Below are 11,890 nucleotides of genomic sequence, written 5' to 3' on the forward strand. Positions count from 1 at the left end.
TTCTGCGCAACGAAAAACACCGCACCAGAAACCGGGAGGCCGCAATGGCTCTGCAATTCTCCACCGTCACCCGCAAGGGCCCGATCACCATCGTGACGCTGTCGCGCCCAGAGGTCTACAACGCGCTGCACACCGATGCGCATAACGAATTGCATGAGGTGTTCAACGAATTCGCCAACGATCCCGAGCAGTGGATCGCTGTCGTCACCGGCGCCGGCGACAAGGCGTTCTGCGCCGGCAACGACCTGAAATGGCAGGCGGCCGGCGGCAAGCGCGGCTGGAACACGTCGGGCTTCGCCGGCCTCACCGCGCGCTTCGATTGTGACAAGCCGATCATCGCGGCGGTCAACGGCGTCGCCATGGGCGGCGGCTTTGAAATCGCGCTGGCCTGCGACCTCATCATCGCGGCGGAGAATGCGACCTTTGCGCTGCCCGAGCCGCGTGTCGGTCTTGCCGCCCTCGCCGGTGGCCTGCAGCGCCTGCCGCGCCAGATCGGCATGAAGCGCGCCATGGGCATGATCCTCACCGCGCGCCATGTGAAGGCGCAGGAAGGCTATGAACTCGGCTTCGTCAACGAAGTGGTTCCGCAGGGCGAGGCGCTGAACGCTGCCGTACGCTGGGCGGAGACGATCTGCCAGAACTCGCCGATGTCGATCCGCGCCTCCAAGCAGGCGATCCAGAAGGGCATGCAGGTCTCGCTTGAGCAGGCGATCACCGAACAGCGCGACTATCCCGCCGTGAAGGCAATGGCCGCGTCGGAGGATTACGTCGAAGGCCCGAAGGCGTTTTCGGAAAAGCGCAAGCCGAACTGGAAGGGGAAGTAGAACCCTCCGTCATTGCGAGCGCAGCGAAGCAATCGAGAAAGCCAAGAAGGAAGATCTGGATTGCTTCGTCGCTTCGCTCCTCGCAATGACGGCGTTATTCCGTCTCCCGCTTATACGCAGCATAATTCGGCTGATCGACCTCAAGCTTCGCCAAAGTCGTCTGCCACAGATGCTCCTTCAGACCAGGCGAATCCAGATCGAGATTGCCGCTGCGAATGCCCTCAGCGAGATCGTGGTTCAACCCATCCAGCGTGCCGTTGACACCGAGCAACATCGTCAGCCGATGCAGTTCGGCGGCATCGCTCTCGCCCGCCAGCGTCAGTTGCCGCGTCACCAGATCCAGCGCATTGATCGCCACGCGCAGCTTGAAGCCCGCGTGCCCCGAAATCTGCGGTGCGATATCGTTGCGGAGAAAATCCGCGACGGCCTTCACCAGTTCGTCCGGTCTCGGTTCATCCTGCATCTCATGACCTCCGCGGCGCCAGCAGCCTGAGCAGATCAATCTCCGTCTCCGACGATCGCCGCCCGATCATTGCGCGCTCCATCGAGTGATCCGGTCCGGTGCGAAACCGCTGCATCATGCCGACGCACATGACGCCCCAGCGCAGCGTGCCCATCACTTCCCAGAACTTTACACGTGCTGCATCGACCTTGATGCCGCTCGCGGCTTCATAGCCGGCGAACAATTCCTCGTACGCACCGAAGCCACCGACCGGCTTGTCGATGCCCCCGAAGCGCCAGGAGTTCACGCAGATCCAGCCGAGATCCTCCATGGGATCGCCGAGATGCGCGAGCTCCCAGTCGAGCACGGCCCGCACGCCGTCATTGCCAATCATCAGATTGCCGTGGCGAAAATCGCCATGCACCAGCGAGACGCGCGCGGATGGGCCGGGATCGTTGTCGCGCAACCAGCGCAAAGCGAGTTCGAAAACCGGCCTCGGCCAGCCGAAATTGTCGATCTCCTGCTGCAATTCGGCGACTTCTGTTGCGGCATCCATGCGTCGAAGTTGCGGCAAAGCAGAGGCAGGCAATCCATGGATGCCGGCGAGAATTTCCCCACACTGCCGTGCCAGTTTCGGCCGCGCGGTGGCGAATTCGTTGTCGCGCAGAATTTTTCGCGGGATCGTCTCGCCAGCGACTCGCTGCATGATGAAACCGGTGCCAAGTTCATCGGCTGCATTCAAAACATGCAGCACCCTCGGCGATGGTACGCCTGCGTCATAGGCCAGCTGCATCAGCACGGCTTCGGCATCAAGCCCGGCGGCACGGCCGGGCGCGGCACCATAGCCCGGCGGCGCACGGCGCAGGATCGCGCCAATGACGCCATCGGGATGCGTGATGTCGAACGACCACGTCTCCTGACTGGCGCCGCCGGACAAACGCTTCGCATCCGTCACGCCGGTGGCGCCGGGGCACCACGCCGCGACGCTGCGTGACAACAGCTCAGCGACCGAAGCTGAGCTCAAGGCTTACTTGCCCGTGAATTTTGCGGGACGCTTTTCGAGGAAGGCCGCAACACCTTCCTTGAAGTCCGGCGAATTGCCGGCGATGCGTTGCGACTTCACTTCGAGATTGATCTGGTCCTCGAACGTGTTCTGCGGGCTTTCCCAATACAGCGTGCGGATCAGCGACAGCGCTACGGTCGGACCATTGGCAAGATCATGCGCGAGCTTCATGGCTTCCTCCATCAGCACCGCATCGTCATAGACGCGATTGACGAGGCCCCATTCCAGCGCCTTTTCGGCCGGGAGCTTTTCGCCGAGCAATGACAGCTCCACCGAACGCGCCTTGCCGATCAGGCGCGGCAGGATCCAGGTCGAGCCGCAATCCGGCACGAGACCGATGCGGCGGAAAGCCTGCAGGAAGTAGGACGATTTTGCGCACAGGATGAGATCGCCCATCAGCGCAAAGCTCATGCCGGCGCCGGCAGCGGGGCCGTTGACCGCGGTGATGATCGGGCAATGCAGACCCTGCAATTTGCGCAGGAATGGATGGAAGGCCGTTTCCAGCGTCGCGCCGGCCCCGTTGCGCTTGGTCACATTGTTGTTGCGCCCCTGCAGATTGGCGCCGGTGCAGAACGCGCGGCCGGCGCCGGTGATGACCAGACAGCGCACGTCGTCGCGGCGCTCGTCGATCTCCGCCAGCGCTTCGGCGAGGCCACCGAGCATGTCGACGGAGACGGCATTCATCACCTCCTGATGATCGAGCTTCAGGATGGCGACCTGGCCGTCGAAATCGAGCGTGACGTGTTTGAACTGCATGGTTTCCTCGCAAACTAAATGGCGTTTATTCCGCGCGGTGGGCGCGATTGAATGTCGGTCGCCATATTTGATTTTTCAGGCGCGCTTGTCCATGCTTCCGATTGGAAAGCTGATCAACCAGGGATGCAGGCTCAACCTGCGCCAGACGAGGAAACACAGATGAGCAACATCTTCGATCTTTCCGGCCGCGTGGCCGTGGTTACCGGCGGCAATGGGGGTATCGGCCTCGGCATCGCGCAGGCGCTGGCTGCGGCAGGCTGCAATGTCTCGATCTGGAGCCGCAATGCGGAAAAGAACAAGGCGGCCGCCGCGAGTCTGGATGGCCTGGCCGGAAAAGTGCAGACGCAGATCTGCGACGTCACCGACACCGCCTCGGTGAAGGCCGCGATGGATGCGACGCTGAAGACCTTCGGTCGCGTCGATGGCTGCTTCGCCAATGCCGGCATCGGCGGCGGTGGCCGACACAATTTTATCGATCGCACCGAAGAACAGTGGCGCACGATGTTCGCGACCAATCTGGACGGCGTTTTCCATGCCTTCCAGGTGGCAGCGCGGCACATGACCGAGCGTGCCGAGGGCGGCGACAAATTCGGCCGCCTGGTCGCAACCTCGAGCCTCGCCTCGATCTTCGGCACCGCGCGCAACGAGCACTATGCCGCAACGAAGGCCGCGATCAACGCGCTGGTGCGCGCGCTGGCGGTGGAGCTGGCGCGTCAGGGCGTCACGGCAAATGCGATCCTGCCGGGCTGGATCAAGAGCGACATGACGGCGGGTATCATGGGCAACGAAAAGTTCGTCGCCAATGTGATGCCGCGCATCCCGACGCGCCGTTTCGGCGAACCATCGGATTTCGGCGGCATCGCGGTGTATCTGATGAGCAAGGCGTCGTCGTATCACACCGCGGATACGTTCGTGATCGATGGCGGGTACACGGCGTTCTAGTCGCACACGCTGTCATGCCCGGGCTTGACCCGGGCACCCATCTTTGCGGTAAACGCAGAAGATAAGGTGGATGGCCGGGTCGAGCCCGGCCATGACGTGGGGATAGGTCGGCGCGCTGCTTAAGCCGTCGCCGCCTCGCGTTGCTCCATCCCTACCCCCATCTCAAATCCCTCATAACCCTTCGCCGCCACCTCGTCGCAGATCTTGCGATAGACGCCGACGCCGCCGATATAAGGCATGAAGATGCGGGGCTTGCCGGGGATGTTGGCGCCCATGTACCAGGAATTGGCCTGCGGATAGAGCGTTCCTGCCGCCACCTCGTTGACGTGATCGACCCACTTGTCCTCAGCTGCGCGCGTCGCTTCGATGGTCTCTGCGCCACGCTTGCGCATTGCTGACAGGCAGTCGGTGATCCAGTCCACATGCTGCTCGATGGAAACCAGCATGTTCGACAGCACCGAGGGCGAGCCGGGCCCGGTGATGATGAAGAGGTTCGGGAAGCCGGCGCTCATCAGGCCGAGACAGGTGCGCGGACCCTCGGCCCACTTGTCGTTCAGCGTCTGTCCGTTGCGGCCACGGATCTCGATCTTCGCGACCGATCCTGTCATCGCATCGAAACCGGTAGCGAGCACGAGCGCATCCACCTCGTAGTCCGTGCCGCCTGTACGCACCGCATGCGGCAGGATTTCCTCAATGGGATGGGTCTTGATGTCGACCAGTTTGACATTCGGCCGGTTGAACGTCGTGTAGTAGTCGGTATCGACACAGATGCGCTTGGTGCCGACGGGATGGCTGTTCGGCTGCAACAGCCTTGCGGTTTCCGGATCCTTGACGATGTCGGCGATCTTGTCGCGGATGAAGCCGGCTGCGGTGTCGTTCGCGGCGAGATCGAGGCCGAGATTGTTGTAGACGCCCATGAAGGTAAGACCACCGGAGGTCCAACGCGCCTCGTATTTTTCACGGCGCGTCGCTTCGGGATCATCGAGTGCGCCGCGATCGGGCACGGGCTGATAAATGCCATTGCGCATCTCCTCACGGGCGACGCGACGGATCTCCGCATAATTGTCGCGAAAGCCCTGCCGCTCGGCGTTGGTGAGCTTGGCGTTGCGCGCCGGCACGCTGAAGTTTGCGGTGCGCTGGAACACATAAAGATGTTCGGCCTGATCGGCGATGAGCGGAATCGACTGGATCGCGGACGATCCGGTGCCAATGACACCGACGCGAAGCCCGGTGAAATCCACCTCGTCATGCGGCCAGCTGCCGGTGTGATAGACCTTGCCCTTGAAGTCCTTCAGTCCCTTGATGTCGGGCGAGCGTGCATTGGAGAGGCAGCCGGTGGCCAGCACGACATATTGCGCGACGGTGCTGGCGCCATCCGATGTCGTCACCGTCCAGCGATTGCCCTGCTCATCAAACACCGCGGATTCGACGCGGGTGTTGAAGGTGATGTCGCGGCGCAGGTCGTAGCGCTCGGCGACATGGCCGGCATAGCGCAGGATTTCCGGCTGCGGGGCGTAGCGCTCGCTCCAGTCCCATGTCTGCTGCAGGTCTTCATCGAAGGAAAAGGAATACTGCATGCTTTCAACGTCGCAGCGCGCGCCGGGATAGCGGTTCCAGTACCAGGTGCCGCCGACATCACCGCCCTGCTCGAAGACTTTCACGCTGAGGCCGAGATTGCGGAGCTTGTGCAGGAGATAGAGCCCGGAAAACCCGGCGCCGACCACGACCACATCGGCCTGTGCGCTTGTGCTTCGGGTTTGGACGGATTGCGGCTGCGCTGCGGCCATGAGTTCACTCCCGGATTTTTTGCTTTGCTTGTTGTCCGCAGCATTTCCCGTAGGGCGCGAAAGCGCAAGGATGAAATGGGACACGTATTTTGCGAGGCGGAATGTTTGGCCCGGTCTGTCATCCCCGCGAAAGCGGGGATCCAGTAGACACTGCCGGATGAGCTTCGTCTCAATTGACGCCGTTTACTGGATCACCCGCTTTCGCGGGTGATGACAAGAGAGTTTGCGTCATCCCCCTCATCAGCTAGCCTCCCGTCAACGTCGCCACATGAAGCGGCCATCCGGGAGACGCCCATGAAATCCCCCATCTGTGACATGCTGGGAATTGAGTTTCCCCTGCTTGCTTTCAGCCATTGCCGCGATGTCGTTGCCGCCGTCAGCCGCGCCGGCGGTTTCGGCGTGCTCGGGGCAACCGCGCATTCGCCAGAAACGCTTGAGCAGGAACTGAAATGGATCGACGATCATGTCGATGGCAAGCCTTACGGCATCGATGTGCTGATCCCGGAGAATATCTCCACAGCCGGCGAGAAGCATGTCACCTGGAAATCGCTGGAAAGCCGTATCACGCCGGAGCACCGCGATTTCACCAAAGGCCTGCTGCAGAAATACGGCGTTGATCTCCGCGTCACCGAGGTCTCTGCCGATCAGCCGCAGCCTTTCGATGGCGAGACCGCGCTGCGGCTGCTCGATATCTCGTTCCGGCATCCAATCCGCCTGATCGCCAATGCGCTCGGCGTGCCGCCGAAGGCGATGATCGAGATGGGCAAGGCGCATGGCGTACCTGTGGCCGCGCTGGGAGGCGCGAAGGAACATGCGATCCGCCAGGTCGCCGCGGGGGTCGATATTCTCGTCGCGCAAGGCACCGAGGCCGGCGGCCATTGCGGCGAGGTTTCGACCATGGTGCTGGTGCCGGAGGTGATCAAGGCCATCAAGCCGATCCGTGATGTGCCGGTGCTTGCGGCGGGCGGCATTATGACCGGCAGGCAGATGGCCGCGTGCATGGCGATGGGGGCGGCCGGCGTGTGGACCGGCTCGGTTTGGCTGGCGACGACGGAGTCGGAGACGTCCGAAATCTTCCGCGAAAAGATGATCGCGGCGTCCTCCCGCGATGCGATCCGCTCCAAAGGGCGCACGGGCAAGCCGGCGCGGCAGTTGCGCTCGGTATGGACCGATGCGTGGGATCGCGGGCCGGACAGCCCGGGCGCGCTGCCAATGCCGCTGCAGAGCCTGATCAGCCGCGATGCCTTCGCGTCGATCGATCGTTCCGCTGCCGCGGGAAATGCGCAGGCGCGCGATCTGGTCAGCTATTTCGTCGGCCAGGGCGTCGGGCTGATTGACAGCGTCAAGTCGGCGGGGGCAGTTGTGCAGGAGTTCAAGGAGGACTTTGCCGAAGCGGCAGAGCACCTCTCCATGCTGGTTTCGGAATAAAGGCAAGAGCAAGAACAATGGCAGCTTCGCAACCTGAAAAACGCATTCCCGTCATCGTCGGCGTCGGCGAATTCTCTGACCATCCGAAGGAACTGGCGCAAGGGCTCGAGCCGCTCGACCTGATGATTGAGGCACTGAAGCGCGCGGAGCAGGATGCCGGCGGCAAGCTGCTGAAGGACATCGACTCGCTCGACATCGTCAACTTCCTGAGCTGGCGCTATATCGCGCCGGAGAAGCAGCTCAGCGAAAGGCTCGGCATCACACCGAAGCATGCCTATTACGGCCCGGTCGGCGGCGAGAGCCCGATCCGCTACATTCACGAAGCGGCACAGCGCATCGCGCGTGGCGAGTCGCAGGTGGCGGCGATCACCGGCGCGGAATCGCAGGGCACGGCAACCAAGGCCGAGCGCGCGAAGGTCGAGCTACCCTGGACGCCGTTTGCCAAGGACGCGCCGGAGCCGTTGCGCGGCGCCGCCTATCAGAAGCCGATGGCGGTGAAGCTCGGCGTCAACAAGCCGGTGACGGTCTATCCGTTCTACGAGGCCGCATCCGCTGCGCATTGGGGGCAGACGCCGCGCGAGGCGCATCGCGAGAGTGGCGAACTATGGTCGCGCTATGCCGGCGTGGCCGCCACCAATCCAGAAGCCTGGAACAAGAAGGCGTTCACGCCGGACGAAATCACCACGCCGACGGCGGATAACCGGCTGATCGCCTGGCCCTATACGAAGCTCATGGTCGCCAATCCGATGGTGAACCAGTCATCGGCGATCCTTGTGACCAGCCTCGCAAAGGCGCGCGCCGCGGGCGTGCCGGAGGATCGCATGGTGCATATCGTCGGCGGCGCTTCAGCGGAGGAGCCGCGCGATTATCTCGACCGCGACCAGTATGTGGAGAGCCACGCGCAGAATGCGGTGCTGAAATCCGTGATGGCGCTGGTGGGAGGGTCAGGCAAGGCGTTCGATGCGATCGAGCTGTATAGCTGCTTCCCCTGCGTGCCGAAGATGGCAAGGCGCACGCTTGGCCTCGGCGATGACGTGATGCCGACGGTGACGGGCGGGCTGACTTTCTTCGGCGCGCCGCTGAATGACTACATGGCCCATGCGGCCTGCGCGATGGTGCGCAAGATCCGTGCGGGGACGAAGACCGGCCTGCTCTATGCGCAGGGTGGCTTCGTGACCAAGCATCATGCGCTGGTGGTGTCGAAGGATGCACCGTCAGGGCCGATCGCACAGAGCATCAGCGTGCAGGCGGAGGCGGATCGTGCGCGCGGGCCGGTGCCGCCCTATGTCACCGAGGCGTCGGGCGATGGGACCGTGGAGAGTTTTACGGTGATCTACGGCCGCGGCGGCGAGATCGAGCACGGCGTGGTGATCGTTCGCACGACCGCGAATGAGCGGGCGCTGGCGCGTGTGCCAGTCAATGACGCTGGCACGCTGGCGATGCTGATGGATCAGGACCGGACGCCAGTGGGCACCAAGGGCAAGATCAGCACCGCGGGCGATGGGGTGCTGGAGTGGACTGCTGGCTGAGGCGCGGCCTTGTCCCTCCCCCAAGCCGCGCAGCGGCGCCGTGGGGAGGGTGGATCAAAGCGAGCGTTCAGCGAGCTTTGAGACGGGTGGGGTGCTTCCACAAACTCCGACGTCACGTGGGGAGAGACCCCACCCCCGCCTATCGGCGGACCCTCCCCATTCGCTTCGCTCCGGGGAGGGAGACCATCCCTACCCCTTCACTTCCTTCTTCTCCGTCTCCGCGGTCGGCTTGCCGTCCTTCGCAGCCGGCCCGCCGGTGACGCGGACCTTGTCGCCGTCGTTCAGACCATCCGGCGGCGCGGTGACGATACGGTCGTCCGCGGCCAGACCCGAGCCGATCTCGATCTCGCGGCCGAGATCGCGGGCGATGGTGATGCTCTTGAACAGGATGCGGTCATCCGGCGTCACCGTCGCGATGCGCAGCCCCTTCTGGCCGAAGATCAGGGCGCTGGCCGGAACATGTAGCGGCGCGGCAGTGCCGGTGAGCGCGAGCTTCACATTGGCGAAGCCGCCGGGCATCAGCTTGCCGTCGGGATTGTCGAGGCGGAGCTGCATGCGCGTCGTGCCGGAGCCGATATCGACGGCGCGCGACGAGGCTTCCACCGTGGCCTGGAATGTCTCGTTCGGATGATCCGGCACGGTGATGGTCGCCTTGGTGCCGATCTGCACGGAAGGCGCAAAATTCTGCGGCACCTCGACATAGACGCGCAGCTTGCTGACGTCGGAGATCACGAACATCGCAGCACCCGTGCCGGTGCCGCCGGAGATCAGCGCGCCAACATCGGTGTTGCGCTGGGTGACGATACCGTCGAACGGCACGGTGATCTTCTTGTAATCGGCCAGCGCCTCGAGGCGCTGCACATTCGCTTCGCCGGACTTCACGGCGGCGCGCTTGTTGTTGAGGTCGGCAGTGCGCTCGTCGATTTCCTGGGCCGAGACGAAATTCGACGCCACCAGCGTCTTGCGGCGGTTCAGCGTGGCTTCGGACAGTTTGGCGCTGGACTGCTGGCTGACGAGATCGGCGCGGGCCTGCAGCAGTTGCTGGTCGAGATCCGGGGCATCGATTTCGGCGATCACCTGCCCGGCTTTCACCTGGGCGCCCATATCGGCATCCCAGCTCTTCAGATAGCCGGAGACGCGGCCGAAGATCGGCGCGCGGGAATAGGCCTCCAGGCGGCCAGGGAGGTCCAAGGTAGGCTTCAGCGGCCGGCTGCCGGGCAAGGCGACGGCGACTGTCGGAATCGCCTGCTCGGCCGTCCAGGACTTGAGTTCCGTGTCGGTCTTGGCGCGGGCCATGAGGCCGGTGACCACGACGCTGCCGGCGACCACGAGGCCGACCACGCCAGCCACGCCGAGCTTGCGGCGGGAGACCGGGGCAATGTGCTGGTCAGACTTCTCAGTGGACATGAGACGGCTCCGAAGCGGCCGGATGGGCCGAAGTTTGGTGATCGGATTGTTGTTTTTTATGCACGAGGCTGAACACGACCGGCACGAACATCAATGTGGCGATGGTAGCAAAAATCAAGCCGCCAATGACCGCGCGACCAAGCGGCGCATTCTGCTCGCCGCCCTCGCCTAAGCCAAAGGCCATGGGCGCCATGCCGATGATCATGGCCAGTGCCGTCATCAGAACCGGGCGGAAACGGGTGAAACCGGCTTCCAGCGCCGCCTTGATGGGATCGCCATGCACGGCATAACGCTCACGGGCGAACGATATCACCAGCACCGAGTTTGCTGTAGCGACACCCATGCACATGATGGCACCGGTGAGCGCCGGAACCGACAATGTGGTCTCCGTGGTGAACAGCATCCAGACGATCCCGGCGAGTGCCGCCGGTAGCGCAGTGATGATCACGAAGGGGTCGGACCAGGACTGGAAGTTCACCACGATCAGGAGATAGATCAGCACCACGGCGCCGAGCAGGCCGAACAGCAGGCCGGCGAAGGACGAATTCATGGTCTCGACCTGGCCGAGCAGCGCCACGGTCGACCCGCGCGGCAGCTCGGCCTTGGTCTCCTCGATGGCCTTGTAGATGTCATTCGACACCGAGCCGAGATCGCGGCCCTGAGTGGTGGCATAGATCTGCACCATGGTCTGGATGTCATATTGCGACACCACCGCATTGGTGGAGGTCCGCTTGATATCGGCGATGCCGCCGAGGATCGGCGAGCCCTGGGCGCTGGCCGAGGTGATCGGCAGCGTCTGCAGCGCGTTCAGCGAGTCCATCTTGTATTGCGGCGTCTGCATCACGATCGAGTAGGAGATGCCGTTTTCGGGATTGAGATAGTAGGTCGGCGCCACCTGCGAGGAGCCGGCGAGATTCACCACCAGACTGTTGGTGACGTCGCGCTCGGTGAGCCCGACATATTGCGCGCGGGTGCGATCGACATCGATGTTGAAACCGGGATTGTTCGGCGATTGCTGGATGCGCGCATCCGCGATGCCCGGAATCTGCTTCACCTTGGCGAGCAGCTTGTTGGCATAGGCAAAATTCTCTGCCGTGCGGTTGCCGCGGATCTGCAGGTCGATGGGCGCCGGCGCGCCGAAATTCAGGATCTGGCTGACAATGTCCGCCGGCAGGAACGCGAAGCTGGTGCCAGGGAATTCGCGCGGCAGTCGTTCGCGCAACTGCTTGACGTATTCCTCGGTCGGCCGGTGACCGTCGCGCAGCTTGATCTGGATGTCACCATCGGCGCTGCCAAGCACGCCGGTGTTGTTATAGGTCAGATTGATGCCCGAGACCGGCAGACCGATATTGTCGGTCATGGTCTCGATCTCGTTCGGCGGGATGATGTTGCGGATCGTCTTCTGGATATCGGCCAATTGATTGGCCGTTTCCTCCACGCGGGTTCCGACCTGCACGCGCACATGCATCAAAATGCTGCCGGCATCGACCTGCGGGAAGAAGTTACGGCCGAGGAACGGCACCAGCAGGAACGACGCACCGACGAACAGCAGGAAGCCGATCACGAAGATCGGGCGACGCGCCAAAGCGAGATCGAGCAGGCTGTGATAGCCGGCGCGGAATTTCTCGAACCGGCTCTCGAAGCCGCGCTGGAACTTGACCAGCGGATTGCGTGTCGGCGGCTTCTCGCCCTCGTGATGCACATGCGGCTTG

General features: G+C 63.2%; 10 protein-coding genes. 4 read left to right on the forward strand and 6 right to left on the reverse strand.

The window, feature by feature from the left end; all coding sequences use genetic code 11:
- Positions 1-44 precede the first annotated feature (44 nt).
- Positions 45-824, forward strand: a complete 780-nt coding sequence (locus tag ACIQ17_RS02885) for an enoyl-CoA hydratase-related protein (protein ID WP_398465179.1) — start codon at positions 45-47, stop codon at positions 822-824.
- 94 nt (positions 825-918) lie between these two features.
- Here ACIQ17_RS02885 and ACIQ17_RS02890 read toward each other — a convergent pair whose 3' ends face one another.
- The 3 genes from ACIQ17_RS02890 to ACIQ17_RS02900 are packed head-to-tail and all read right to left on the reverse strand — an operon-like array spanning position 919 to position 3,085.
- Positions 919-1,287, reverse strand: coding sequence for a DUF6285 domain-containing protein (locus tag ACIQ17_RS02890; RefSeq protein WP_398465181.1), 369 nt, complete (start codon positions 1,285-1,287; stop codon positions 919-921).
- Position 1,288: 1 nt separating this feature from the next.
- Entirely contained in the window at positions 1,289-2,290 is a 1,002-nt protein-coding gene (locus tag ACIQ17_RS02895; RefSeq protein ID WP_398465183.1) for a phosphotransferase family protein, read from the reverse strand.
- 3 nt (positions 2,291-2,293) lie between these two features.
- Positions 2,294-3,085 (reverse strand): enoyl-CoA hydratase/isomerase, encoded by a 792-nt coding sequence (locus ACIQ17_RS02900; protein WP_398465186.1) that lies wholly within the window; start codon positions 3,083-3,085, stop codon positions 2,294-2,296.
- Between the two features lie 159 nt (positions 3,086-3,244).
- On the opposite strand from ACIQ17_RS02900, the gene ACIQ17_RS02905 reads away from it, so the two are divergent.
- Positions 3,245-4,027 carry an SDR family NAD(P)-dependent oxidoreductase gene (locus tag ACIQ17_RS02905; RefSeq protein WP_398465188.1) on the forward strand — a complete coding sequence of 261 codons (783 nt, stop codon included), beginning with the start codon at positions 3,245-3,247 and terminating at the stop codon, positions 4,025-4,027.
- A gap of 119 nt (positions 4,028-4,146) precedes the next feature.
- Here ACIQ17_RS02905 and ACIQ17_RS02910 read toward each other — a convergent pair whose 3' ends face one another.
- Positions 4,147-5,814 carry a flavin-containing monooxygenase gene (locus ACIQ17_RS02910; RefSeq protein WP_398465190.1) on the reverse strand — a complete coding sequence of 556 codons (1,668 nt, stop codon included), beginning with the start codon at positions 5,812-5,814 and terminating at the stop codon, positions 4,147-4,149.
- A 294-nt stretch (positions 5,815-6,108) separates the two neighbouring features.
- Here ACIQ17_RS02910 and ACIQ17_RS02915 point away from each other — a divergent pair, with 294 nt between their 5' ends.
- Together ACIQ17_RS02915 and ACIQ17_RS02920 are read left to right on the forward strand one after the other, a co-directional pair.
- Positions 6,109-7,242, forward strand: a complete 1,134-nt coding sequence (locus ACIQ17_RS02915) for a nitronate monooxygenase (protein WP_398465192.1) — start codon at positions 6,109-6,111, stop codon at positions 7,240-7,242.
- A gap of 17 nt (positions 7,243-7,259) precedes the next feature.
- A complete protein-coding gene (locus ACIQ17_RS02920) occupies positions 7,260-8,771 on the forward strand; it encodes an acetyl-CoA acetyltransferase (RefSeq protein ID WP_398465194.1) in 1,512 nt (503 codons plus the stop codon).
- A gap of 189 nt (positions 8,772-8,960) precedes the next feature.
- Here the strand turns inward: ACIQ17_RS02920 and ACIQ17_RS02925 are convergent, their stop codons facing one another.
- Together ACIQ17_RS02925 and ACIQ17_RS02930 are read right to left on the reverse strand one after the other, a co-directional pair.
- Positions 8,961-10,178, reverse strand: coding sequence for an efflux RND transporter periplasmic adaptor subunit (locus ACIQ17_RS02925; protein ID WP_398465196.1), 1,218 nt, complete (start codon positions 10,176-10,178; stop codon positions 8,961-8,963).
- The coding region (locus ACIQ17_RS02930; protein ID WP_398465199.1) for an efflux RND transporter permease subunit at positions 10,168-11,890 on the reverse strand (1,723 nt) is incomplete at its 5' end. The genes ACIQ17_RS02925 and ACIQ17_RS02930, both read right to left, overlap by 11 nt.

This window comes from Tardiphaga sp. (assembly GCF_044340795.1).
Taxonomy (GTDB): domain Bacteria; phylum Pseudomonadota; class Alphaproteobacteria; order Rhizobiales; family Xanthobacteraceae; genus Tardiphaga.